General features: G+C 62.7%; 18 protein-coding genes, 1 tRNA gene and 1 pseudogene. 12 read left to right on the top strand and 8 right to left on the bottom strand.

Translation table 11 applies throughout. From position 1 onward, the window contains the following. Positions 1–433, bottom strand: a 433-nt coding sequence (locus tag Q8N10_RS01000) for a DUF4118 domain-containing protein (protein WP_305663849.1), incomplete at its 3' end; no start/stop codon positions are given. A gap of 145 nt (positions 434–578) precedes the next feature. On the opposite strand from Q8N10_RS01000, the gene Q8N10_RS00995 reads away from it, so the two are divergent. Beyond that, complete coding sequence (locus Q8N10_RS00995; RefSeq protein ID WP_305663848.1) at positions 579–2,579, top strand: potassium transporter Kup; 2,001 nt, start codon at positions 579–581, stop codon at positions 2,577–2,579. On the opposite strand, the gene Q8N10_RS00990 is transcribed toward Q8N10_RS00995, so the two are convergent. Further along, a complete protein-coding gene (locus Q8N10_RS00990; protein WP_305663847.1) occupies positions 2,509–3,294 on the bottom strand; it encodes an enoyl-CoA hydratase/isomerase family protein in 786 nt (261 codons plus the stop codon). The two genes, Q8N10_RS00995 and Q8N10_RS00990, sit on opposite strands and share 71 nt — an antisense overlap. A 202-nt stretch (positions 3,295–3,496) precedes the next feature. Here Q8N10_RS00990 and Q8N10_RS00985 point away from each other — a divergent pair, with 202 nt between their 5' ends. From Q8N10_RS00985 to Q8N10_RS00955, 8 genes are all read left to right on the top strand, one after another. After that, on the top strand, positions 3,497–5,050 hold the full coding sequence (locus Q8N10_RS00985) for a class I adenylate-forming enzyme family protein (RefSeq protein WP_305663846.1): 1,554 nt from the start codon (positions 3,497–3,499) through the stop codon (positions 5,048–5,050). Next, positions 5,047–5,544: a ribonuclease E activity regulator RraA gene (gene rraA / locus Q8N10_RS00980; RefSeq protein ID WP_304775175.1), complete on the top strand. Its 498-nt coding sequence runs from the start codon at positions 5,047–5,049 to the stop codon at positions 5,542–5,544. Before Q8N10_RS00985 ends, rraA begins: the two co-directional genes overlap by 4 nt. A gap of 97 nt (positions 5,545–5,641) precedes the next feature. Then, a tRNA-Ser gene (locus Q8N10_RS00975) sits at positions 5,642–5,731 on the top strand. A gap of 166 nt (positions 5,732–5,897) precedes the next feature. After that, positions 5,898–7,244 (top strand): site-specific integrase, encoded by a 1,347-nt coding sequence (locus tag Q8N10_RS00970; RefSeq protein WP_304775174.1) that lies wholly within the window; start codon positions 5,898–5,900, stop codon positions 7,242–7,244. A 543-nt stretch (positions 7,245–7,787) separates the two neighbouring features. Further along, positions 7,788–8,027, top strand: a complete 240-nt coding sequence (locus Q8N10_RS20990; RefSeq protein ID WP_370690168.1) for a helix-turn-helix transcriptional regulator — start codon at positions 7,788–7,790, stop codon at positions 8,025–8,027. A 143-nt stretch (positions 8,028–8,170) separates the two neighbouring features. Next, positions 8,171–8,551: a hypothetical protein gene (locus Q8N10_RS00965; RefSeq protein ID WP_304775172.1), complete on the top strand. Its 381-nt coding sequence runs from the start codon at positions 8,171–8,173 to the stop codon at positions 8,549–8,551. Next, positions 8,544–10,307 carry an AAA family ATPase gene (locus tag Q8N10_RS00960; protein WP_304775170.1) on the top strand — a complete coding sequence of 588 codons (1,764 nt, stop codon included), beginning with the start codon at positions 8,544–8,546 and terminating at the stop codon, positions 10,305–10,307. Before Q8N10_RS00965 ends, Q8N10_RS00960 begins: the two co-directional genes overlap by 8 nt. Positions 10,308–10,811: 504 nt before the next feature. Then, positions 10,812–11,246 (top strand): hypothetical protein, encoded by a 435-nt coding sequence (locus tag Q8N10_RS00955; RefSeq protein WP_304775168.1) that lies wholly within the window; start codon positions 10,812–10,814, stop codon positions 11,244–11,246. Between the two features lie 752 nt (positions 11,247–11,998). Here Q8N10_RS00955 and Q8N10_RS00950 read toward each other — a convergent pair. Both Q8N10_RS00950 and Q8N10_RS00945 read right to left on the bottom strand, forming a co-directional pair. Next, positions 11,999–12,427, bottom strand: a complete 429-nt coding sequence (locus Q8N10_RS00950) for a hypothetical protein (protein WP_304775166.1) — start codon at positions 12,425–12,427, stop codon at positions 11,999–12,001. An 81-nt stretch (positions 12,428–12,508) separates the two neighbouring features. Beyond that, entirely contained in the window at positions 12,509–12,988 is a 480-nt protein-coding gene (locus Q8N10_RS00945) for a hypothetical protein (RefSeq protein ID WP_304775164.1), read from the bottom strand. A gap of 142 nt (positions 12,989–13,130) precedes the next feature. Here Q8N10_RS00945 and Q8N10_RS00940 point away from each other — a divergent pair, with 142 nt between their 5' ends. After that, a complete protein-coding gene (locus tag Q8N10_RS00940; RefSeq protein WP_304775160.1) occupies positions 13,131–16,334 on the top strand; it encodes a site-specific DNA-methyltransferase in 3,204 nt (1,067 codons plus the stop codon). A gap of 3 nt (positions 16,335–16,337) precedes the next feature. Further along, positions 16,338–19,139 (top strand): BPTD_3080 family restriction endonuclease, encoded by a 2,802-nt coding sequence (locus Q8N10_RS00935; RefSeq protein WP_304775158.1) that lies wholly within the window; start codon positions 16,338–16,340, stop codon positions 19,137–19,139. Between the two features lie 39 nt (positions 19,140–19,178). Here Q8N10_RS00935 and Q8N10_RS00930 read toward each other — a convergent pair whose 3' ends face one another. The 3 genes from Q8N10_RS00930 to Q8N10_RS00920 form a co-directional block, all read right to left on the bottom strand. Next, a complete protein-coding gene (locus Q8N10_RS00930) occupies positions 19,179–19,304 on the bottom strand; it encodes a hypothetical protein (RefSeq protein WP_304775156.1) in 126 nt (41 codons plus the stop codon). Positions 19,305–19,923: 619 nt separating this feature from the next. Continuing rightward, positions 19,924–21,573: an exonuclease domain-containing protein gene (locus Q8N10_RS00925; protein ID WP_304775153.1), complete on the bottom strand. Its 1,650-nt coding sequence runs from the start codon at positions 21,571–21,573 to the stop codon at positions 19,924–19,926. Then, positions 21,570–22,577, bottom strand: coding sequence for a leucine-rich repeat domain-containing protein (locus tag Q8N10_RS00920; protein ID WP_305663845.1), 1,008 nt, complete (start codon positions 22,575–22,577; stop codon positions 21,570–21,572). The genes Q8N10_RS00925 and Q8N10_RS00920 overlap by 4 nt, the downstream gene beginning before the upstream one ends. A gap of 786 nt (positions 22,578–23,363) precedes the next feature. Here Q8N10_RS00920 and Q8N10_RS00915 point away from each other — a divergent pair. Then, positions 23,364–24,620: an integrase arm-type DNA-binding domain-containing protein gene (locus Q8N10_RS00915; protein ID WP_304775150.1), complete on the top strand. Its 1,257-nt coding sequence runs from the start codon at positions 23,364–23,366 to the stop codon at positions 24,618–24,620. A gap of 247 nt (positions 24,621–24,867) precedes the next feature. On the opposite strand, the pseudogene Q8N10_RS00910 reads toward Q8N10_RS00915, so the two are convergent. Then, a pseudogene (locus tag Q8N10_RS00910) lies at positions 24,868–25,001 on the bottom strand (IS30 family transposase); the annotation flags it as partial.

Below are 25,001 nucleotides of genomic sequence, written 5' to 3'. Positions count from 1 at the left end.
CCAGCGCGTGGGCGAAGGCCTGCAGCGCCTGGGCCTGGTCGGCGCGTCGCCAGGCGTCCACGGCGCGGGCGCGGGCCAGGGCGGCGACCCCACTGACTATGGCCGCGACCACCAGCAGCAGGCCGAGGGCCCAGACATTCGCCGGATCGTCGACGCGGAACGATCCGCGCGGCGCGATCAGGAAGAAGTTGAACGCCGCCATGCCGGCAACGGCGGCGAACAGCGCCGGCCCCCAACCGAACGCCGCGGCGGCGACCACCACCGGGAGTACGAAGATCAGCGACAGGTTCGACGCCCCGGCCACCTGGTCAACGATCAAGGCGCCGAGGATCGCCGCGGCCACCATGGCCGCGCTCAGGCCATAGGCGGCGAGGGGCGGAACGACACGCGTCGGGCGGGCCGGCGTCTCGGGGAACGCATCGGTGTCGGGCATACGCACTTCGCCTCCTGATGCAGAAGAGGCCCCGCACGGCGGCGGTTGCAAGGCGAACCAGCCCTCCCCGCCCCACAACCACATGGGATCTTTATGTCGAGTGGCGCGACAGAGGCGGTTCCCTACGTCTGAACAGGATGCCTCCATGGCCGCCATCGACGCCGTTGACACGGCGCCTGTCTCCCACCCCAAGCGCGGGGCCTTCCTGGCCTTGGCGCTCGGATCGGCGGGCGTGGTCTACGGGGATATCGGCACCAGTCCGCTCTACGCCTTCAAGGAATCGATCGCCCACCTGCGCGCAACCGATGGCGCGTTGGCCTCGGCCGCCGTCATCGGCGTCGTCTCGCTGATGTTCTGGACCCTGATGCTGATCGTCACGGTCAAGTACGTTCTGGTGCTGATGCGCTTCGACAATCGCGGCGAAGGCGGCATCCTGGCGTTGATGGCGCTGGTCCAGCGGGTCGGCGGACGCGGGACGATGGGCATCGCGGCGATCGGGATGCTGGGCGCCGGCCTGTTCTTCGGAGACGCAATCCTCACCCCGGCGATCTCGGTGCTGTCGGCGGTGGAAGGACTGTCGGTGATCGACCAGCTTCAGGGGCGGCTGGACGCCTTTATCGTTCCCATCGCAGTGGTGCTGCTGATCGGGCTGTTCGCCGTGCAGAAGCACGGCACCGGCGGGGTCGGACGCTGGTTCGGGCCGGTCTGCGCGCTGTGGTTCGCGGTGATCGCAATCCTCGGTCTGGCCCAGATCGTCCAGGCGCCGCAGATCCTGCACGCCCTGAATCCCGCCACCGGACTGGCGATCTTCGCCGCCCACCCAGTCCTGGCGCCGGCGGTGATGGGGTCGGTGTTCCTGACGGTTACCGGCGCCGAGGCGCTCTACGCCGACATGGGCCATTTCGGCCGCAAGCCCATACAGGCGGCGTGGCTGGGCCTGGTGTTCCCCAGCCTGACGCTGAACTACCTGGGCCAAGGGGCTCTGGTTCTGCGCGACGCCAAGGCGGCGGCCAGCCCGTTCTTCCTGATGGCCCCGGGATGGTTCCAGGCGCCCCTGGTGCTACTGGCCACGGCGGCGACGGTGATCGCCAGCCAGGCGGTGATCTCCGGCGCCTTCTCGCTGACCCGCCAGGCGGTGCAGCTGGGCCTATTGCCGCGCATGACCCTGATCTCGACCTCGCAGGACCATGCGGGCCAGATCTATGCGCCGCAGGTCAACTGGATCCTGGCGTTCGGGGTCGCCGCCCTGGTGCTGGGCTTCGGGTCGTCCAGCGCCCTGGCGTCCGCCTACGGCATCGCCGTGATCGGCGCGATGATGACCTCGACGGTGCTGGCGGTGATCGCCGTGCACCGTCTGCACAAGCGGCCGCTGTGGCAGGCCGTGGCGCTGTTCGCGCCGTTCCTGGTGGTGGAAGCGGGTTTCGCCGCCGCCAACCTTCTGAAGGTGGCGCACGGCGGTTATGTGCCGCTGGCGATGGCCGGGGCGCTGATCGTGGTGATGTGGACCTGGATGCGCGGGGCGCGGCGGCTGGCGGCGCGGGAGCCGCACGTGCCGCTGGCCGACGTCGTGGCCATGCTGAGCGAGCGACCACCGATGCGCGCCAAGGGCACCGCGGTGTTCCTGACCACCGAGCCAGGCTCGGCGCCCGCCGCGCTGATGCACAACCTGAAGCACAACCAGGTGCTGCACGAACAGGTCGTGCTGCTGACCGTGCGCATGGTGCGCCGGCCCAGCGTCGCCGACGACGAGCGAGTCGAGGTGAACGACATCGCTCCGGGGTTCAAGGCGATGACCCTGCGCTTCGGCTTCATGGAGCAGCCGAACGTCGCCCGCGGCCTGTCGCTGGCGCGCGAGCAGGGCCTGAAGTTCGACATCATGCGGACGTCGTTCTTCCTCAGCAGGCGCACGCTGATCGCCCGCGCCCAGCCAGGGCTCGGCCGGTTAGGCGACCTGCTGTTCATGTTCCTGTCGCGCAACGCCGCGCGCACCGCCGACTTCTTCCAGATCCCGCCGTCGCGGGTGGTCGAGCTGGGCGCCCAGGTGACGCTCAAGCTCGACCCAGCCTGTCGCCGGCTCAGCGGCCGGCGAAGTTCCCGGGACGCCGTTCGGTCACCGCGCGCACGCCCTCGGCGTAGTCATCCGTGACCCGCAGCATCGACTGTTTCTCGAACTCGATGGCGGTGCGGGCGCGGACCAGGCCGGCCAGGTCGCCGCGGATCGTCTCGCGGGTGGCGACGACCGCGAGCGGCGCGTTCTCAGCGATCTCGCGGGCCAGCGCGCCGGCGGCGGCGCGCAGGTCCTGCAGCGGGACGACCTGATCGGCCAGGCCCCACTCTAGAGCCTGGTCCGCCTTGATCCGGCGACCGGTCAGGAACAGCAGCGCGGCGCGCTGGCGGCCGATGGCGCGCGGCAAGGTCTCGGTCAGGCCGAAGCCCGGGTGGAAGCCCAACTTGACGAAGTTGGCTGTGAAGCGCGCCTCGGGCGCCGCGACCCGGAAGTCGGCGATCATGGCCAGGCCCAGGCCCGCGCCGACCGCGGCGCCCTGGATGGCGGCGACGATCGGCTTCTGGGTGGCGAACAGGCGGATGCCGTTCTCATAGAGCTCGCGGATCGCCGGCATGCCGCCGGCGCCCAGGCCGCCTGAGCCGCCGAGGTCGGCGCCCGCGCAGAAGCTTTTGCCGGCCGCGGCCAGCACCACGGCGCGACAATCGTTCTCCAGATCCAGGGCCTCCAGCGCCTCGGCAAGGCCGCGGATCATCTCGACGTTGGCGAAATTGTGCGGCGGCGCGTCGATCTCCACGATCGCCACGTGGCGTCCGTCGAGCGCCACGCTGACGTGAGCGCCATAGGTGTCCTTCATGGTCGAAATCCCATTCACTGCGACAAGCCGGCCATCATCCTCGGGACCGGAGGCCGAAACCATGGCCCCACCGGGATTCCGCCGCAATCCCTTGTGAGCCTCGCTGACGCAAGCGGCGGCGTCCGCGCGCCATGCATGGATTTCGAGTGCGGCGCCCCGGCGTCACTGCTACAACTGTGGACAAAATAGGGGAGGCGCTCAGATGTCTGTCGCGGAGTTGCTTGGTCAGGAGTTGGGATCGTTCTCGGACCTGCTGCATGCGCGGGCGCTGGAGCATGGGGACCGGACCGCCTTGGTTTGCGGAGACCAGGCGCTGACCTACGCCGAGCTGGACGCGGTGGTGGAGCGAGTGGCGGCCTCGCTGCAAAGGGACGGCCTGCAACCCGGCGAGGTCGTGGCGATCTGCGTTAGCGGCTGGACCATGGACGCGATAGCGGCGCTGCTGGGCGCGGTGCGAGCCGGCGGCGCAGCGGCGCCGATCCCGACGTCGCTGGCGCCGCGCAGCCTGGTGCTGCTGCTGAAGGACTCCGGCGCCCGGGTCGCGTTCTTCGACGCCAAGGTCTGGGAACCGGTGAAGGAGTCAGGCGACGAGATCCTCGCCAAGCGCATCGCGCTGGACGGCTCCGACGCCGGCGAGGCGTTCTCCACGTGGCTGGCGCCCGTCGGCACGCGCGCAAACGAAGTCGCCTTCGACCCGGATCGTCCGTTCAACATCATCTACTCGTCAGGCACAACGGGCGTGCCCAAGGGCATCGTTCACGCCCACCGCATGCGCTGGCGTCAGCTCCGCGGCCTCGCTTATGGTGCGGACGCGGTCTCGCTGGTCTCGCTCAGCATCTATTCCAACATGGCGCTGCTCAGCCTGCTGCCGACCCTGACGCATGGCGGCACGGCGGTGGTGATGGCCAAGTTCGACGTCGGCGAGTTCTTGAGGCTGGCCGAAGACCATCGGGTGACCCACGCCATGATGGTGCCGGTGCAGGTGCACCGGATCCTCGAGCATCCGGACTTCGACCGCCGCGACCTCTCGTCGTTCCGCATGAAGCACGTCGCCGGCGCGCCGTTCTCGGTGAACATGAAGTCAGAAGTCCTGCGCCGCTGGCCCGGCGGCCTGCAGGAGAGTTACGGCATGACCGAGGGCGGCGGCGCCACCGGCCTGGCGGCGCACGAATTTCCCCACAAGCTGCACACCGTCGGCAGGCCAGGCCCAGGCACCGAGATCCGCATCATCGACGAGGACGGTCGCGAGGTGGCGCTGGGCGAACTGGGCGAAGTGGTCGGTCGCTCCGACAACACCATGCAGCGCTACCACAACCAGCCGGAGCGCTCGCGCGAGATCGAGTGGGTGTCGCCGGACGGCCTGACCTTCATCCGCACGGGCGATCTGGGCAAGTTGGACGAGGACGGCTTCCTGCAGCTCGTCGACCGCAAGAAGGACATGATCATCTCCGGCGGCTTCAACATCTATCCCTCCGACCTCGAGGCCGAGATGATCCAGCACCCGCAGGTGCTGGAGGCCGCCGTGGTGGGGGTGGCGTCGGACAAGTGGGGCGAGACCCCGGTCGCCTTCGTGGCGCTGAAGCCCGGCGCCACGGTGACGGCGGACGAGCTCAAGGCCTGGACCAACGGCAAGCTCGGCAAGACCCAGCGCCTGGCCGACCTGATTCTGGTGGACAGCCTGCCCCGCAGTCACATCGGCAAGGTGCTGAAGCGCGAACTGCGCGACGACTACAAAGGCGTGGCGCTCACCGCATGAACAATCCCGCCCAGAAGCCCGCCAAGAGCGTCGCCGACCTCTGCGACGACCACGAGGACGAGGTCGAGGTCTGCCTCGTCCAGTTCCGCGACTACGGCGGCCGCAAGGCCTTCTCCGGCCCCATCCGCACCGTGCGCTGCCGGGAGGACAACTCCCTGGTGAAGGCCACGCTCGCCGAACCCGGCGAGGGCTGCGTCCTGGTGGTGGACGGCGGCGGCTCTCTGGCCATGGCCCTGGTGGGGGACGTGCTGGCCGCCGACGGGGTGAAGAACGGCTGGGCCGGTATCGTCGTCTACGGCGCCGTCCGCGACACCCCCATCCTGGAGACGCTCGATATCGGCGTGAAGGCCCTGGGCTCGGTGCCGATCCGCAGCGTCAAGCGCGGCGACGGTATCGTCGACGCCCCCGTGGCCTTCGGCGGCGTGGTCTTCGTCCCCGGCGATGTCCTGCACGCCGACCCGGACGGCGTCGTGGTCCTGCCCGGCGAGGACTGAAAACTCAGTCGCCAGACGGGCTTGCGCCACCGGGGCCGTATGAGTAGGTTCCGCCCTCGCTCGGCGGGCCCCTTCACCAGGGCCTCCAGACGGCTCCGGAGAGGTGGCTGAGTGGTCGAAAGCACCGCACTCGAAATGCGGCGTACCTTTACCGGTACCGTGGGTTCGAATCCCACCCTCTCCGCCACGAGGCTTGTCCGACGCCTTCCGCACACGTCCGCCAACCCCGCCTAAAAGCCTTGTAATACCTACAGAATTGTCCTCACGCCTTCCAGCGTCGTTCGCGACCTTCCGTTGACGATCGCCCAAATCCGCCCTATTCGTTGTACTGGAGATCGTACTGGAGATAGGCCGTGGCTCGCGCACGAGAGATTCTGACCGCCCTAGCGGTTGAGAAGTTCGCCAAGCAGAAAGTTGCGGACGCCACGGCCTCCCCTCCCCTGTGGGCGGACGGCAAACAAGTGGCGATCCGATCACTGCACGACGGGGGAGGCCTCTATCTTTTCGTAGACGGCCGGCGGGCTGAGCCGGGCGGGGTCGGAACTGCTAGCTGGAGCTACCGCTACACCTTCGACGGCAAGGCCCGGATATTGGGCCTCGGCCCCTTTCCAGATGTCACGCTGGAGAAGGCGCGGCGGAAGGTGGCCGACGTCCGTCGGATCAAAGCAGACGGCCAGGACCCTCAGGCGGTGAGGGATGCCGCCAAGGCGGCCCGGAAAGCCGATGCCGCACGGGCCGTGACCTTTAAGGTTGTGGCCGAGGACTATATCCGGGCGAACAGCGCCGCCTGGAAGAACGCGAAGCATGCCGACCAGTGGACTGCGACGCTGGAGACCTATGCCTATCCCTTCATCGGGGAACAGGTGGTCGGCGCGGTTGACGAGCAGGCGGTGCTCAGGGTCCTCCGCCAGCCGGTCGGCACCGGAAAGGACGCCAAACCGTTGTGGGAGGCGAAGACTGAGACGGCGAGCCGGGTCCGGGGTCGGATTGAGGTGATCCTTGATTATGCGAAAGTCCTGAGGCTGCGGGAGGGCGACAACCCGGCCGCGTGGCGCGGAAATCTGAAGCTGGTCCTGCCCGCCCGGTCCAAGGTCCAGAAGGTGAAGCCCCATGAAGCGCTCCCTATCGACGGGATGGCTGAATTCATGAAGGCGCTGCGCACGCAGGACGGCGTGGCGGCTCGGGTGTTGGAATTCGCCATTATGACGGCGACGCGATCTGGTGAGGCGCGGGGCGCGTCGTGGGGCGAGATCGACCTGAACGCCAAGATCTGGACGATCCCGGAGCAACGTATGAAGTCCGGCCGCGAGCATCGCATCCCCCTGTCGGCGCGAGCGGTTGAGATCCTAGAGGCGGCCATGCCGCAGGACGTTGATCCCATGGCGGCCGTGTTCCCCGGCACACGTTCTGGGAAGCCGCTGTCCGACATGGCGCTCACAATGCTCCTCCGGCGCATGGGACAGGCCGATGTGACCGCCCACGGCTTCCGCAGCACCTTCCGGGACTGGGCCGCAGAACGAACCAGCTATCCGCGCGAACTTGCGGAAAAGGCGCTCGCTCACGGCCTGAAGGACAAGGCAGAGGCCGCCTATCAGCGGAGCAACCTGCTTGAGCAACGTCGGCCCCTGATGGAGGCATGGGCGCGTTTTTGCGATGGCCTCGTCAATGTCACCGCTCTCCGCGCGGAAACCGCCGCGTGAGCCAGCGTGGGCGACCAAGGAATCCGCCCAAAGCCAGAGGTGTGGCCGATCCCATAACGCCAGCGCAGAGGGCGTCGATAAGGGCTGACCTTCAAGCCATCCCCAAGGTGGCAAAACTCCCGAACAGCAAGTTTGAAGGCTTGCTAGCCGATGTCGCCGAGGCTGTAGCTTTCGCGAAGGCTGCCCGAGATGCACCAAGCGCAGCGCCACTGCGTAGCCGGGTCGGGAACCGGCCAACCATCGAACGAACCCACGCGATCAATGACGCCGCGCGGGCGTTGGAAAAGGCTACTGGCGTTGCACCCAAGGTTTGGAGCGGCGGCATGGCGAGGGGTGAAGCCGTAGCAGTGAAGATCGCTCGTGTGATTATCGGCGCGGCGGATGGCGGAGCCTCATACACGGGTGATCTCCGGCGACAGGTGGCTGCGGCCAACTCGGTACGCCCTTAAACTCTGGTCCCAAATTTATTCCTCAATACGTGCTGGTGCGGGTCGGGTCTGTCCGCCGTAGGTCAGAGACATCCACTGCAACTCGGGTGTTTCCATGTCTGCTCCCACGCCGCTCCAGAGCCCGCCGCTGAACGGGTTTCTCCGCCTGCCCGACGTCATGGCCGTCGTCGGCCTCCGTCGCTCAGCCATCTATGCCCTTATCAAGACCGGCAAATTCCCGCCGCCGAAAAAGCTCACATCTCATGCCTCAGGCTGGGACCGGGCGGCCATCTCCGCGTGGGTGGATGACCCCGCCGGTTGGTCGGCTGACAAATCAGCTGGCGCGTCACGATGAACGTGCCGGCCGTAACACCGACCAGGCAGCCGGTCGCCCTGCCCGTGAAGCCCGAGAATATCCCGAGCATGCTGTGCAGCCGCCCGAACTGGGTTTGCTGGAGGTATGTCTCACGTGGGGTAGGGTGGACCAAGGTTCCGTGCATGCCTGATGGCCGAGCTGCAAACGTCAGCGACCCCAGCACATGGTCCGCCTTCGAGGCCGCCCTGTCAGCCTACACCGCTGGTGGCTTTGCCGGGGTCGGCTTCGTCCTGGACGGGAAGCCGGTGACAGATGATGGGTTAGTGGTGGCGGGCGTCGACCTGGATAAGGTGGACGATAGCCAGGAGGCTAGCGACCGCGCCTGCGACATCGTGCGGGACTTCGACGCCTACACAGAGCGGTCACCGAGCGGGCACGGTTTGCGCATCTTCTGCCTGGCTAAACCCCTCGCCGTCGGCGTCAGCCGTGACGGGATCGAACTCTACACGTCCGGCCGCTATCTCACCGTCACGGGCCACGTCCTGGAGGACCACGATGCCTGATGTCCTCCCGCGTCGGCCCGATGAGTTCAAAGCCCTGGCCAATCAGGTCGGCAGTGCCTCGCGGCACGGGGTGCACGAAACTGACACCTGGGACCTTGGTCCGGCACCCGGCCACATCCGGGGGCTTTGCATCGACGACAATGACGCCTTGATGAGCGGAATTCAGCCGGCCCAACTTGACCTTGAAGTGGTTGCCAGCGCCGGCAGCGTCATCCCCCCTGAGGCCATCCGGGACTATGCCCCCTGGCGCGACTTCACCTTTGCGTTCACGGAAGCAGCGTGCGCGTACCCTGAGCATGAGAGGGAGCTTTGCGACCTGTGGCATCGCCTGTGCGCCAGGCCCGGAGCCTTCGAGGGCGCATTTCCCCATGGGTACGACCGCTCCGCGAACACCGCGAAATGGGATGAATTTCTCGCGGCTACCGCCATGAGGCGTGCGGCTGGCGGAGTCACCATCACCATAGCGAGCTTATTCTACCAAGCTGCAACCTATGGCTGGCGTCCACCCCTCTCGACCAGCGCGGTCTTCCCGGAAATCCGTCCTGAAGTCGACCCCTTCGTCCTGCGGAACGTCATGGCGGCACCCTACAAGCGCCGGCCGGTGCACGGGGGCCTTGGTCACCGCGGTGAGGTCACGTTGTTGGTCTCGGCCGGCGGTCTCGCCAAGTCCACGTATATGACATCGGCTTCGTTGGCCGTGGCTTTTGGGCGCGACCTGCTCGGCCACCCGGTAGCGCACCCTCTGACGGTGGCCTACGTCAACGCCGAAGATCGGCGCGGTGAGGTTGGCCTCCGCTTCAAGGCTGCGGTGAACCACTTCAAGCTCAGCGGCCCCGCCATCGACCGCGTCTACGTGATCGGCGCTGGCGATCTGCCTGGGCTCGCTCTGACAGAGATTGACTTGAACACCCGGCATGAGCGGGTCAGCGAGCCGGGTATGCAGGCCATCCGCCGCCTGGTTACCGCCAAGGGCATTGCTTTCATGGTCCTCGATCCCCTGGCGGCGCTCGTACCGCATGGCGGCAACGATAATGGGCTGATGGCTGCGGTCATGCGCGGCCTCAAGGGCATCGCGGAAGATTGCGACTGCGCCATCGTCATCGTCGCTCACACGCGCAAGGGGTCCAATGTCGAGGTTGATGGGGCCGAGATCACGTCCGGGGCCGCTGCCCTGACCAACCTATCCCGGGGCGTAAAAGGCGTGCGTAGGCCCCCGGCCTCAGTCATTTCCGAGATCGGGGTCCCCTTCGGTCAGGAGGACAACATCCGCGAACTGATGGACCTCAAGGCGAACTTGGGGCCCTTGTCCAAGCACGAGTACTTCCGCCTCGTCGCGGTGCCGATGGGTAACGGCACCACGGAGTACCCGAACGAGGACTGGGTCGCTGTAGCCGACAAGTTCACACCTCAGCCCGGGACCCGCACCTTGCCTGACGTGGCGCTCCGCGACGTTGCCGTGACCTTCGCACTCGGCGCGCAGGGTGGTGGCGCGCCTTACAGTTCAGCGCCGCAGGCCAAGGATCGCTTTTACGTGCCGTACGTGGCGACGGTCCTGCAAGCCCGTTTCCCGACTATGTCAGAGCCCCAGCGCAAGCTGCTGGCCAAGGAAGCGTACGCGTACGCTTGCATCCATGGCTGGATCGAAACGCGGGATGTCATGATCCCCGGAACGCGCAACAAGCGGCCGAGCCTCTACGTCCGGTGGGACGACACGCCCTGGAGGGACGATCCGGCCCCAGGACCGTACATCATATGAGGACCTACCCCTGCCGACATCCTTGCGTCAGTCCGCGTCAGTTTGAACTGACGACCATCGAAGATCTGAAGAATGCGGGCGACCGCCGGCCCAAGGCCGAGCGCGTCAGTCAGCGCTGGGGGGTATGGGGGGTGACTGACGCAACCACACACGCCCAACCGCATGAAGAGCTTTATCATCAGACTAGGAGCTTGACCGATGGCTAGACCACGTCGCCAGCCACACCTGTCGGCCTTCGCGCAAGGTCCCGAACTCGTTGCCCTGGGCGGAGCACACGGCTCCATCCAGGTGCGGTGGCTTCCCAGCGGACCTGATACCTGGTCCCTAGTGCCAGAGCCTAAGCTCAAGGCGTCAGTTCTCGCATGCTACGGCTCGAAATTTGGGCAGGTGACCTATAGCCCTGTGGCACAAACGTGTCAGGGCGTAGTGACTTCCAGACACGGTCGCAATCGGGCATTCTCAGCTGTCGCGTACAGCGCCAGTGATGCCAGAGATGGGCTGCGCGTGGCCGTTCATGACATTACGTTCAACCCGATGTGGGTGGCTGGGTTCGATACTGTGCTGGGGCCATCTGACGATCTCATGCCAAGAGGCCCCTCGTCTCAGCGCGTGGACCACTACGCTTTGGAATGGGGGGATCGTCTCGGCGAGGCGATCAATAACTTCAGAGCGACGCGCACGAGGGCCACCATCAGGGCCGCGCAAGGAGCCGCGAGTCACCTAAGTCAACGTTCGGGACAGGCGGTTGGTCTGGTGAAGCAGAGGAAGTTCGACGTTTCGACGTTGGAGGGGCGGCGCGTAGTCCTGCTCACCGTGGATGCTCAGGGCCTGCTGAAGGATGCTGTCGCCCACGACGCCTGTGCCCGATCCATGTCTGCGGCGGAATGGTCAGTTTTTCTCACCGTGACGGGCATGCTCACCCTCTCAATCCGGCTTTGACGTAAGGTTGAGTAAGGCCCCACCACGCTGATGGTCCGAGAAGTCAAATCGCAGGGTGGGCGCCAGCTCTCCGGCCTCCCGGACCTCATCGCGGTCCAGCATTTGCGCCCGGGCCCCCGGTGCGGGCACCGGGGGCAAGATGATGTTGACTGTGAAGGTCTGAGCCTCCTCACCCCGCGCTTTGCCATCACCATAAAGGCCATGGAGCCGTCCGGACGTTTCGACGCCTCGAAACAGCTGGCCACTAAGGGCCGCCAGGGCGCTGTAGGCAGACCCTGCTGCCGCCCCGTCGGCTGCGCCCTCAAGTCGGTCCAGCGCGCGCGCCACGCGGGCTGACAGACCCACCAGGGTGGCTATGTCATCAGCAGTGGCTTGGAGCGTGCCGTCGGCGATGGCCTTGGCCCTGTCAGTCTCGTCTCTCACACGGTTAGCCGGGGCGACGATCCGCGCCGCAGCGCTCAGCCGGGGCGCAAGGCAGTTGACCCGATGGCGAGCCACCGAAGATTTGGAAAACCCGAAAGCCAACCCGGTCGCAACCAGCCGCCCTCCGGAGGCCAAGGCGGCATCCACTTCCCCGCACCGCGGACTTACACAGATGGAGCACGCCCGGCCGTTCATATTTTTACGTTGTAAATTAAAGTTCCCGATATTCCCAGAAATAACTGTCAGTGTGACGCGGCGGGTAAGTCTCTGCTCCTCTTCCCCCGTGAGCACTCAGGGAACGCCGGCACACGTTGAAGGCCGCCATATAGTCAATTCGACGTCGGGCGAACCCGTGTCACGAACCAGCCAATCAGCGCCTTTGGTGATACCTCAGCGTATCCATCGTACCGCTCCACGTAATGTTTTCCATAGGTGCGACTGAACGAACAGACCCGGGTGCCCGGTGAAAGCCCAGCCTTGAAGCGCTCCCACCCTGGATTCAGGTGCCCAAATGGCAGATCTGGAACTGCAGCCAGGGGGTCGATGACGCGCTCTTGTGTTTCGATATCCTCGATCGTCATCGTCGCGCGCAGATCCCTCAGACGAACCTTGAAGGGCACGGACCTCGCGGCAGTTGGATTGCGCTTGGGTAAGTACTGCGAAACCCGGCCCGCGATCATCAGGGAGAAGCCCACCGGCCAAAATGGACCCATCAAGATTATGACAACAGCGGCGGCAATTAAGCCTCCATCTTCCATAATTTTTCCTGGTCGGCACAGGAATATCGTAACCCCGAATAAGCCCACGCCTAGGTATACGAAGACCCAAATCATAGGAGGTTAACTCCCGTCTGACAGGACGGTGCGCCAAAAAACATCAGATCTGTCCGGAGCTGCGTCACGGTTCACAGGTTTATTCTGGCGCACCTCTGTCTGTACGACCACGCCGCGCTCGACGGCCAGCAGAAGGTCCCGCTCGTAGCGGCTTCCGAAACCTAGGTGCACGTACTCCAGTTGCTCGCCCTGCGGGATGCGGAGTGTTCCTGAATACCAGTGGGCGAAAACACGATCGGGGAATGCGGGAAAAAGGGTTGCCAAAATTAAGGTCGAACCATCTTTGAAATCACCGCTCAGTTCAGTCAGGTAGAGTCGGTCGTCAATTATTTCCCAACTACCACGATAACCGCGCCAAAGTGCTGAGCTAGGCCATTCAAGGTCCAACGAAACCTTGGCTAGATGCAGGTATTGCTCCAATGGTGTAGTCATCAGGCGAAGATCTTCGCCCATGTAGGTAAGGATCTCGGTTGCCTGCGCCGTCATGGAGGGCAGGATCGCACGTCTATCGCGGCCGTGGCCAGACACAAGCGGCGGCCATTACGCTTGCCTGAAGACTGGGCTGACAGGAACACCAGGGCTCTACAATATGGAAAAAGGTCCTTCCTCGAGTCCTGGAAACATCCGCATGTCCGACAGCCTCACCGACCTGATCCTGTCCGCCACACCGGAGGATGGATCGACCATGGGCAATGGCGCGATGATGGCGCTCTTGCGCGAGCATGTGCCGGGCCTATCGGACGAGGAGTACGCGGCCGCCCGCGACGCGCTGGTTGATGAGGGCGTCCTGGGGCGGGGGCGCGGGCGCGGTGGATCGATTTATCGGGCGGACGTGACGGACCTGACGCTGGAGATGCAGGGCGACGACGAGCCGACACGGCTGCGGGCCAAGCCTCAAGGCAAGACGTCAGGCGTTTCGCGTCGTTCCGCAGGCGAACCGGTTCAGGTTCTTTCCTACCGCCACGGCGAGACGCGGGTGAACAACCCCGAGGTGGGCATGGTTCATGCCGGCACGGACCCGGACGGTGCGCGCACGAAATGGGCCTACGATCCGCATCTGGACCCGGTGCTGAACTTTGACGGCGCCCGTGCCGGGCTTGAAAAGCTGATCGACGACGCGCTGGCCAGCGGCGAGCCCCAGGCGATGAAGGACGCGCTGATCGAGCTCAAGCGGCTGCAGGCACCTTACCTCAACTGGACGGGCAAGGCCGAGCGGACGTCGTTTGAGGTCGATACCGTCAGCCTGCACGTCCATGAACGGGTGGACCCGGCGACGATCCTGGCTAACGCGGCCAAACGCCTGAAAGGCAAGGATGCGAGCGTACAATGGAAGCAGCCAGACCTTTTCGCGGCCCCGTTTGAGAACCTGCCGCTGCGCCAGGCGCTCGACTTCTATTCGCACGAGAAGGGCTGGTCGAACCGGCTGGTCGCGGGCGACAGCCTGCTGGTGATGAACTCGCTCCTGACCAAGGAGAGCATGGGCGGCAAGGTGCAGATGATCTACATCGACCCGCCCTATGGCATCAAATATGGGTCGAACTTTCAGCCTTTCACGAACAAGCGCGACGTCAAGGACCGGTCAGACGAGGATCTGACCCAGGAACCCGAGATGATCAAGGCGTTCCGCGACACCTGGGAACTCGGCATCCATTCTTACCTGACCTATCTGCGTGACAGACTGATGCTTGCGAGGGACTTGTTGCATGAAAGCGGTTCTGTTTTCGTTCAGATTGGGGACGAAAACGTGCACTCAATCCGCCAGGTGATGGACGAAATTTTTGGTTCCGAAAATTTTGTGGCCCTTATTTCCTTTCAAACAACCGCATCAACAAATAGCCCGATGGCGCGGACGCTATCCCTATCTCGGGTCTTCGACTACATTATTTGGTATGCAGTAGATAAGAAGTCGATGAAATATCGACAAATGTTTCTGGGAAAAGAAACGGGATCTTCCTTCAGCACTGTGTACAGTTGGGCGGAAGAGAATATTGGACAAATTCGCCGAGCAACGGAATTAGATTTCGAAGTCGGTGCTGATTCGAGAGTCTTAGCGTTTTCGGATCTTACGGGACAAAATGACAATCAGATATATGATATAGAATTTCAGGGATTGGAATTTAAGAATAAGAAACGTGGGTGGAGAACAACTAGGCCTGGAATTGAAAATCTGAAGAAGGCGGGAAGAGTTGTTGATAGAAGTGGACAGTTACGCTTTAAAACTTTCCTTCTCGATTATCCTGTAACGCCAATCACCAACAACTGGAGCGACACTGGCGCTGCGGCCTTCGTAGCCGACAAGCTTTATGTGGTGGAGACGAACGCCAAAGTCGTTGAGCGCTGTATGCTCATGACCACCGATCCCGGCGACCTCGTGCTGGACCCTACGTGCGGTTCGGGCACCACCGCGTTTGTCGCCGAAAAATGGGGCCGGCGCTGGATCACCTGTGACACCTCCCGCGTGGCTATCACGCTTGCCAAGCAGCGGTTGATGACAGCCAGTTTCGACTACTTCGCGCTGCGCTATCCACACGAGGGGCTGAGGGGGGGCTTTGAATATGAAACTGTTCCGCACATCACTCTGAAGTCCATCGCCAACAATCCCGACATCGATACAATCTATGCGGAAGATCACGCAAAGGTCGCAAGCGCGCTTGCTTCTTTGAATGCAGCTCTGACCGCCAGTCCACCGAAGCCGCTTGTTCCGACACAGGGTGCGCGCAAGGGCAGTCCGGTGGACTTCGCCCAAGGAGAGACCTTGGACGAATGGGAGGTGCCGTTTGTCCAGACGGAAGACTGGCCGGAGTCCACGCGTGTACGGCTTGATGCCTTCCATAGAGCCCGTGAAACGATGCAGCGGCGGATGGACGCCAGCATTTCAGACCATGCCGAACAGGAGAGCCTGTATGATAAGCCCCGCATCGACCCAAACCGCCTGCGCATCACCGGACCTTTTTCGGTCGAAGCGGTACCCGCGCCAACGGTGCTGAGCCTGGATGACAGCCTGCCACCGTCCGAGGCGAATGAGAGCATTGCCCGGACGGGCGAGACCTCGCGGCAGTCGCTCTGGCGGGATGAGCTTCTGAAGACTGGCGTCCGCGCGAAGGGCGGCGCAATCCTGCGGTTTGCCGAGTTCGAGACGCTGCCCGGCCTACGCCATCTGCACGCCAGTGGATCTCTGGCCGACACAGGCGAACGTGTCGTCGTCAGCTTTGGCCCCGAGCATGCCGCCCTCGAACAACGCCAGGTGGAATTGGCCCTGAGCGAGGCTGAGACGCTGCGCCCCGCGCCTAAGTTCATCTTGTTCTGCGCCTTCGCGTTCGACCCCGAGGCCGCCAAGGATATCGACGAGGTGAACTGGCCCGGCGTCACGCTGCTGAAAGCTCAAATGAACACCGACCTGCTGACCGAGGATCTGAAAAGGGCGCGAGCCTCGAACCAGTCATTCTGGCTGATAGGCCAGCCTGATGTGGAGCTGCGCAGACGCAAAGATGGGTTGTGGGAGGTTGAGGTCAACGGCTTCGACTATTTCGATCCAAAAGCTGGCGACCTGGTATCGGGCGGCAAGAAGCAGATCGCCATGTGGTCGCTCGACACCGACTACGATCAGCGCTCGCTGATGCCACATCAGGTGTTTTTCCCCATGGCCGACGCCAAGGGCGGCTGGAACCGGCTGAAAGCCACGGTGCGCTCAGAGTTGGATGAGGAACTGCTGGAACAGTTTCATGGCACCGTGTCACTGCCCTTCGCGGCCGGTGACAATGGGCGGATCGCCGTGAAGATCGTCGATGATCGCGGCATTGAGTCCCTCAAGATCATGACACTCGAGGGGTAGGCCGTGTCCCTCATCATCAATACGCCGTTCGTCTGCCCAGCCCAGCATTGGGTCGAAGGCAAGGGAGGCAAACTCGAGATCAAGCCCGAGCGTCGTCCGGCGAGCTATGAGATTTTCGACGCCCGAAACAACACCAAGCGGACCGAGGTGCTGGACCTCGTCAACATCATCCGCTCCCGGGTGGACTCATGGCGCGAGGCGGGCTGGCCGGGCGTGACTATCGTCACCCGCAAGCTTCTGGAACACTGGCACGACCGGGAGGCAAGGCAGCACCCGTTCTATTTCTGCCAGCTGGAGGCGATCGAGACCCTGATCTGGTGGGTCGAGGGGGCCGAAGCCTTCAAGCAGGGCATTGCGATCCCGGGCGATGGCGGCACGTGGGAACGCCTGTGCAACAAGATGGCGACGGGTGCCGGCAAAACCACCGTGATGGCGATGATCATCACCTGGCAGGTACTGAACGCCCTGACCTATCCCAAGCGGACCAAGGATTTTAGCAGAGCGGTCTTGATCGTGGCCCCCGGCCTGACCGTAAGGGAGCGGCTTCAGGTCCTCTTGCCGAGCGAGGGGAGCTACTACGACGAGTTCAACCTGTGCCCGTCAGAGGCGTTGCGCCAGAGGTTGAACCAGGCCGAGGTTCTGATCGAAAACTGGCACACGCTGATGCCGTTGAAAGAGGTGGATCGCTCGGTCGTCAAAAAAGGTCGCGAGTCGGATGAGGCGTACACCCGTCGAATTCTGGGCAAACTGGCCGCGCATAAGGACATCATTGTCATCAACGATGAGGCGCATCACGCCTATCGCAAGCCGCCTGAGGTCAAGATCTCGAAGAAGGTGGCCGAGGAACAGGGCATCGACCTGGACGAGGCCACCCGCTGGATCGAGGGGCTTGATCGCATCCACAAGACGCGACGGATTCAGCGCTGCTTTGACCTTTCCGCCACGCCCTTTGCCCCGACCGGAAAGAAGAGCACCGACACAGCGCTGTTCGACTGGATCATCTCGGACTTTGGCCTGAACGATGCGATCGAGGCCGGGCTGGTCAAGACGCCTCGCGTCGTGGTGCGCGACGACGCCTTGCCGGACGCGAAGACACTGCGATCAAAGCTCTACCACATCTACCGCGATCCATCGGTATCAGAGGACCTGAACAGGGCAAAGGCCGAGCCGCACGAGGCTCTGCCGAAGTTGGTTCAGGACGCCTACACGCTGCTGGGCGCCGACTGGCGTGAAACGCAACGCCAGTGGCTTGATGCCGGCCACCATTCGCCCCCGGTGATGCTGACGGTCTGTAACCGCACCGAGACCGCCGCGCGGGTCGAGAACTATTTCAACAAGGGCGACTCGCACTGGCCTGAGCTTCACGCCCCAAACAGGACTCTTCGGGTGGACTCGAAGGTGCTTGAGAAGGCGGAGATCGGAGAAGCGGCAGGGTCCGACAAGGATTACGAAAAGCGCCTGCAGGCCATAGTTCAGGCCGCTGACCTCCCTGAAACCCGCAAGCAGAAGTTCGCGGGGATGAAGAAGGAGGAGCTGCTTCGCGAGATCGTGGACAACGTCGGCAAGCGGGGAGCGGCCGGCCAGGACCTTCAGAACGTCATTTCCGTCGCCATGTTGTCCGAGGGCTGGGACGCAAAAAACGTAACCCACATCATGGGTCTACGGGCATTCACCTCCCAGCTGTTGTGCGAACAGGTCGTGGGCCGGGGCTTGCGCCGGGTGTCATATGATACAGACGAGGACGGCTTGTTCCTGCCGGAATACGTCAATGTCTTCGGCGTGCCGTTGACCATCTCGGAGACCGGAGAGGGTGGCGAGCCTCCCCCGCCCCCTCGGCCGACAACCCAGATCGAGGTCATTCCCGATCAGGCGAAGCTCGAGATCCGATGGCCAAACGTCCTGCGCATCGAAACCGTGGTGACGCCTCAGCTGACCGTCGAATGGAACGCGGTGCCCCCCCTTGTGCTCGATCCGGCCTCGACACCCATCAACGCCGAAATGGCCCCCGCGCTGGGGGGCGCCACCGACATGGGCAGGGTCACCACGATCGACCTCGAACAGCTACCCGACGGCTTCCGTTTGCAGCGCCTCATCTTTCAGGCGGCCCGGAAGGGGTTCGCTCAACTGAAGCACAGCTTCTCCGGAACCGAGGAATACCTCGCAGCCCAGTTGGTGCGGATCGTTGAGCGCTTCCTCGGGTCCCGACTGCTGGACATTCCGTCCCTGTTCCACTCCGACCCCCTACGTCGCCGTATTCTGATCGCCCTGAACATCGACCTCGTCGTCCAACACGTCATGCGTCACGTGAAGCAGCAGAACACCCAGCGCTTGACCCCTATTTTCGACGAGGAGAACCCGATCGGCAGCACGTCGCAGATGCGGACCTGGTACACCTCAAAGCCATGCTTTCCTGCGATCAAATCGCACATCAGCCACTTGGTCGGCGACTCTTCCTGGGAGGGTCATGCGGCGAATGTTTTGGAGAGCCGGGATGATGTTGTCGCCTACGCGAAGAACGACCATCTGGGCTTCCAGATTCAGTACATGTGGGCGGGGTCGCGGCGACGGTATGTGCCCGACTTTCTTGTCCGGTTATCCAGCGGCAGGATGCTTGCTCTCGAAATAAAGGGAACTGACAGCCCGCAGAACAAGGCCAAGCGCGACGCACTGAATGAATGGGTCTATGCGATCAACGGCACTGGAGGATTTGGGCAGTGGGCCTGGGATGTCGCGTTCAACCCGAGTGAATTGCAGGACATTGTCACGAAGCATGCGGTGGTTGTCGTGCCTGACCCGGTGGCTTGATGCCGCCGCAGCAACTCGCCGCCGCCGACTGACAGAGTGCTATTCGATCCGCGCCTTGGCGGTCTTGCGAAACACCACCCCGCCAATAACCGTGATGGCCAGAACCACGGTCAGCACATCCGCTTGGCTCAGCCCCTGAGGTAGCAGGCCAAGCGTGCCGGCCACCCCCCAGGCGCTGCCGATAAGGCCGGTCCAAATGGCCTTGGAGATGCGCCAGGGTTTCAGATCACAATGTCATTTCCCCATGAAAAAAGCCCGCAAAAGCGCGGGCGGTTGGCCAGTTGATGAGGGGTGGGATCAGGCCTCGTTGGTCGAGATCACGCCGGAGGCCGCTAGAGCCCTTTCCGATCTGATTGCGTCATTCAGATCGGATAAAAAGGGCTCTAATTCAAAAAGTTAGAGCATTTTTCGATCCGATAACCGTTTCACACTTATCGGAAAATGCTCTAGCTTAATGGGCGCCACGCTCGACGGCTGGCGATCGTCCCGATTCTTCGGCGTGGCCAGCCAACTAAACGCGGCACCTAAGACCCACCCCCCTAGGTGTCACCAGCTGGTCCCATGCCCCCCTGGGGCAACTGGCCTGCGTGGGGCGAGCAACCTAAGAGTACGCCACCCGCATCGTCTGGGCCGTCCTGACGCGTGGCGAGGTCTAAGCCGCAGATCAAGACCATCCGTGATGATGGTGGAGCCTCAAGCTCGCACAACTGCCTGCGACCCCTTCAGCGGTCTGATCCTCGATGGTCGCCAAGAGCACGCGCGAGTCGGGACGCGCTCTGGCCCGCTAGATCCCGCTGTCCTTGCCGTTCAACTCAAGAATCTCCTCGGAAAGGACCGCGGCCTCCGTCTCAAGCAGTTCGATCTCCGCAGCCAGTGCCTTTCGCTGGCTCTCGGCGACCTCGTCGAGAAGTCCGGGCCGGTTGCGGCACTGCTTCATAAGCTCGTATTCCGCGCTTTCGCGTAGCCGTTCCAGCGCTTCAATCCGCTGAACGATCTGGATTTCAAGGGCGACGTACAGCTTGCGCAGATCCTGGCGCTTGTCCTCCTGGGAGATGTTGATCTTCCCCCAGCCATGCCTGGCGATATAAGCGTCGGGGTCGTCGGCAATCTCTTTCAATGTATCAATAGCGCCCGCGTCGCGGGCCTCATTGATGGCGGCAGTAAGCCGCTGGTAGATCGCCTGCTTGGCGTCATCTCCATGGAGGTGATCAGGGTGGAACAGGCGAACGAGCTTCTTCCATAGGACCTGGATTTCCTCGCGCTGGGCCTCGGTCAGCTCGACCTTGTCGTCTGTCTCGCGGATCGCCTCCTCATATTCCCGGTCAGTGCGCGCCTTCTCCTCGGCATAGCCATTCTCGACCTCCTCGGCCTCCTCCTCGCCCCGATCAATCAGCGTATCGAGAAACAGGCGTCGGTAGTTCACGACCAGCTGCAGGTGATCGCGGCGTTGATAATGGCCCCGCACCCGCCGGAAAAGCGCCGCGTTCAGGGCATCGACGTTTCGCTTTTCAGTGGTGTACTCGGCCTCCAGCTCAGCAAGCCGCGCACGGGAGAACTGGATCAACGCCCTGAGTTTCTCCTGCTCCTGGTCAACAAAGAGGATCAGCCCTGCCGCACCGCCTGGTCTTTGGCCGTTCGCCGGCCCGCTCAGATCGGGAAATACCGCAGCAGACGGCGGCGGCTCGACGGAGGTGCCTGCGACAAGCAGCCGGTCCAGGTACCAGCGACCCATCCTGGCGGAACGCTCGGTCCTCGAGGTCGTCAGCCAGTTGAGCCATTTGTGAAACTCTTCATCGGCGAGCGCTTCGCGATAGTCGCGTCCCTTGTGCTTGCCGAACGTGAGCTGGGACGGAAACCACTCTTCCTCTGAGAACTGGAGCAGCTGCGACCAGGTCGTCAGCCCCCGCGTCTCGGCAATGGGCCGAAGTACATTCCGGAGCAGGTCGATGGTGGTTTCCACATCGCCCATCGCGGTATGCGCGCCGCGCTCAGGCAGGCGGTAATACTGGCGAAGCGTCTGCAGTTTGCAGTTACCGGCGGGCACAGGATCTAGGAGGCGCTGGGCAAGGCGAAGGGCGCAGAACCCCCGCTGGCCGGCGGGCGACAGCCCGAAGCGCGTCCATTCCGGGATCAGCACCTTATCCAGATCGAAAGGCAGGTTGAAGGAGACCAGCGGACGGTCGCCGGTATAGTCGGCAAAGGCTCGATAGACCGTCAGCGGCAGTTCACCGTCGCGCTCAAGGATCTCACGCGTGTAGCCATTGACCCGCGATGCCTCGGGAGAAATTTCAGCGTTCTGGTTCAGGAGAAACCGGAACGGCGGACCCACAGGTTCCCATCCGCGCATCCGTTGCGCGCCCAGCTCGACGACGGCAATCGGCGGGATCAGGCCGTTTGTTTCCGTATCCAGGACGATCCAGTCGGCATCGTTCATGCGAGATATCTCACGAACTGTTCCGGACGCTTGCGAACCAGAACATCCCGGTCACAGATCAAGTAAGCACGCTCGGCGCAATTCCGGGCATCCAGCTCGGTCAGTTGGTTTAACGCGCAATCGAGACTGTACAGGCTCGGGACGCAGGAGAGGTCCAGCTCCGTCAGTTGGTTGTCGCGGCAATTTAGAACGGTGAGCCTCGGGACGCAGGAGAGGTCCAGCTCGGTCAGTTGGTTGTCGTTGCACTCGAGATCGGTGAGACCCGGGACGCAGGAGAGGTCTAGCTCGGTCAACTGGTTGTTGCCGCAGCAAAGCCAAATGAGGCCCGGGACGCAGGAGAGGTCCAGCTCGGTCACCTGGTTGTTGCCGCAGTGAAGGAAAGTGAGGCCCGGGACGCAGGAGAGGTCCAGCTCGGTCAGTTGGTTGGAGTAGCAACAGAGCTCGGTGAGGCCCGGGACGGAGGAGAGGTCCAGCTTGGTCAGTTGGTTGCTGCTGCACTCGAGGTTGTTAAGGCTAGTGACGCAGGAAAGGTCGAGCTCGGCCAGCTGGTTGTCATCGCATATGAGATCGGTGAGGCCAGGAACACCGGAGAGGTCGAGCTTGTTCAGTTGGTTCTTGGTGCACTGTAGATAGGTGAGGCCCGGGACGCAGGAGAGGTCCAGCTCGGCAAATCCCATGTTAGGCAAATGTACTTTGATTATTTGACCGTCAGCGACCCACCCCTCCTGCTGAGGCTCCGCGAAGTCTTCAAGTGTGATCACTCGACCGTTGGACTTGAGGTGCTCCAGCCAGATCATGACCTGACGATAGGACAGGTCACACAGCTCGAACCCGCCAACCCGCCAGCGCTTCTCAGCCAGGCTCGGAAGTCTGTTAAGCGCATCGGTGGCGGCCCTGGCCACCAGGCGATTGAGAGGGCGCACGACATCAAGCAGAGAGCTCTGAGATCGAAGGGCTGGCACGTTGCTGCGCCTCTCCGGATCTATGTTGTCTTCCTCGGACACGACGCCCCACTTGCGATCACTGTGGCGGTCACCTTACGGTCGAAAGTCCAAACTGTCAGTTTGATGTTCCCCCTCTTTACGATCCTTGCGCTGGAACTTGGTCAGCACCTGCGCCAGATCCGCGTGAGGTATGCACGCGCCTTGGCGGCGATGGCGTGAGGTACGCCGCGGATCCCCTCTCAGCCCCTCTCCTCGCGCCGTTGACCATCCCGCTCGCCCCAGTTCCCGCAAACCTCACTGGAGGGACTAACCCCTCTTGCAGTCCGAGTGCTGGAACACATGCGCGCTGAAGGATGGATCGCTGATGTCGATGTTACTGTGGTTCGTAAGCCAGGATCGGCGCGCGGAGGGGGTAGCTGGGTAAGGGATTGCTGGTTCGGTGGCACGTCACGCCTTGGGCCTCCGCGCCATGTCCCGGACTGCACTTCGAGTCCCCCACACCCATTGCTCAGGTCCCGCGCATCAACGTGCGTACCTGGGCATGAACATCGATCCGCACGTACAACCGTCACACTCCACGAAGCGATGCCGGCGAAAGCCCTTTGTGTTGTAGTTTGTATTGGAATTTCAGAAGTCCAAAATACACAAGCAATATCAACAGTGATTGGCGGACACCCTCTCCGCCAATCACCGTTAATCGGTGGATTATTCGCCCTTTAGGGCTTTAGTAATTCCATTTTAAAATCAAACACTTGTCCCAGGGTCCGTCGTGACGGGCTTTGCCGGCCCCTGTTGCCTTCAAATTGCTTTCGTGGGTACTTTTGTGGGTTTTTAAGAGGCGAGGAAATGGCGCGTGGCGGCAAATTGAAAGCGGCGGAGTTAGTAAGCCTGCGCCAAATTGAAAAACGACACTCTGATGGAGCAGGGCTCTATTTTGTCGTCTCCTCGCCCGGTTCGGCACATTGGATTTACCGCTACATGACGGCGGGAGTGCAGAAGGAAATGGGTCTCGGCCCGTATCCAGCGGTAGGGCTGGCCCGCGCCCGGGAAAAGGCCCAAGCCGCTGGTGCGCTTAGATCAGAGAATATCGACCCGCTGGATCACAAGCGTAGGATCGATACAGAGAGCCGCCTACAGACTAGTCGAGCCCAGACCTTTAGGTACTGTGCCGACCAGTATTTCCAGTCGCACAGCATTACGTGGAAGAGCGAAGTTTATAGGGCAAACTGGCTCCAGCAGATGGGAGATTACGTCTATCCACTCATTGGTGACCTGCTGGTAGGCGATGTCGGGCGTAAAGAAGTTCTAGCGGTTCTAATGCAGAAAGTCGGGCAGGCACGCGAACGTCAGCCGCTTTGGGTGGCAAGGCGAGAGACGGCGAGGCGTGTCCGTAACCGTATTGAAAATATTCTCGACGCGGCCGCGGCGATTGAGCTTCGCTCGACAGAAAACCCTGCGCGGCTCAATGTCTTGAAGCCCTTGCTTCCTAAGGCGGCCGGGAAGGTTAAGCACCACGGCGCTTTGGACTATGAGAAAGTGCCGGCATTTTACGCCAAGCTCCGCCGAACGAAGGGAACGCCCGCTAGGGCCCTAGAGTGGACAATCCTAACGGCCGCCAGAACGAATGAAACACTGGGTGCAAGGTGGTCTGAGATCGATTTGGATGCTGGCGTATGGACGATCCCGGCCGAACGTATGAAAGCGTCTGTTCTGCATAGGGTGCCGCTATCTAAAACGGCGGTTAGCGTGTTGACGAGGATCAGCGGTAGCGACCGTGCAAGGCGCGTGGATTACGTTTTCCAGGGAGCGTCGAAAGGCTCTCCGCTTAGCAACATGACGATGCTCGGCCTAACCAAACGGCTAGGCGGTAACGAGCTAACTACGCACGGATTCCGAGCGACTTTTCGCGGTTGGGCCGCAAATAGAACCCGATTTGGTGTCGATGTTCAGGAAGCGGCCCTCGCGCATAAAGAAGGCAATGCTACTATTGCCGCCTATCACCGCACGGATCTTTTCGAAAAGCGCATACCTTTAATGCGGCGATGGGCGATCTATCTTAGGACGGATCTGCGGCGTCAAAGGTCGGCTAAGCCGGACAATTAGGCCGCCGCTATGCCGTGATCGATAGCCTCCGCCATAGCGCTACCGAATGGCCCTATCCATACTAAGCGTCACAGGGGAGGTCTTCACTATATCGCCGTCTACTCCGGCCGAGCTGCCAGTCTATCTCTAACTAGTGGATAGAATCTGACGCTTGGCACCCACGCGGCCATGGAACAGCGGGACCGAGGATTGCGATCACCGCATCGTCATGAGCGGACATTCCCAACGGGTGAGATGGGGGGTGGGCTCAACTGATCGCTGCAACACACTCGGCGAAGGTCTCTGCTGGTGTTCGATAGAGCAAGGTCTTTCTGGGCCGTTCGTTGAGCTGGCGGGCGATGGCGCTGAGCTGGGCTTGGCTGTGCACAGACAGGTCGGTCC

This window comes from Phenylobacterium sp. (genome assembly GCF_030693625.1).
In the GTDB taxonomy this organism is placed as follows: Bacteria; Pseudomonadota; Alphaproteobacteria; order Caulobacterales; family Caulobacteraceae; genus Phenylobacterium; species Phenylobacterium ferrooxidans.
The sequence above is the reverse complement of the archived record's forward strand: the minus strand, read 5'-3'. Positions and strand labels throughout refer to the sequence as shown.

Coding starts and splice junctions, on each gene's coding strand:
- Q8N10_RS00915 (WP_304775150.1), top strand. CDS start 23,364: ATGGCGCGTGGCGGCAAATTGAAAGCGGCGGAGTTAGTAAGCCTGCGC.
- Q8N10_RS00985 (WP_305663846.1), top strand. CDS start 3,497: ATGTCTGTCGCGGAGTTGCTTGGTCAGGAGTTGGGATCGTTCTCGGAC.
- Q8N10_RS00940 (WP_304775160.1), top strand. CDS start 13,131: ATGTCCGACAGCCTCACCGACCTGATCCTGTCCGCCACACCGGAGGAT.
- Q8N10_RS00990 (WP_305663847.1), bottom strand. CDS start 3,294: ATGAAGGACACCTATGGCGCTCACGTCAGCGTGGCGCTCGACGGACGC.
- Q8N10_RS00925 (WP_304775153.1), bottom strand. CDS start 21,573: ATGAACGATGCCGACTGGATCGTCCTGGATACGGAAACAAACGGCCTG.
- Q8N10_RS00995 (WP_305663848.1), top strand. CDS start 579: ATGGCCGCCATCGACGCCGTTGACACGGCGCCTGTCTCCCACCCCAAG.
- Q8N10_RS00965 (WP_304775172.1), top strand. CDS start 8,171: ATGCCTGATGGCCGAGCTGCAAACGTCAGCGACCCCAGCACATGGTCC.
- rraA (WP_304775175.1), top strand. CDS start 5,047: ATGAACAATCCCGCCCAGAAGCCCGCCAAGAGCGTCGCCGACCTCTGC.
- Q8N10_RS00950 (WP_304775166.1), bottom strand. CDS start 12,427: ATGGAAGATGGAGGCTTAATTGCCGCCGCTGTTGTCATAATCTTGATG.
- Q8N10_RS00945 (WP_304775164.1), bottom strand. CDS start 12,988: ATGACGGCGCAGGCAACCGAGATCCTTACCTACATGGGCGAAGATCTT.
- Q8N10_RS20990 (WP_370690168.1), top strand. CDS start 7,788: ATGTCTGCTCCCACGCCGCTCCAGAGCCCGCCGCTGAACGGGTTTCTC.
- Q8N10_RS00960 (WP_304775170.1), top strand. CDS start 8,544: ATGCCTGATGTCCTCCCGCGTCGGCCCGATGAGTTCAAAGCCCTGGCC.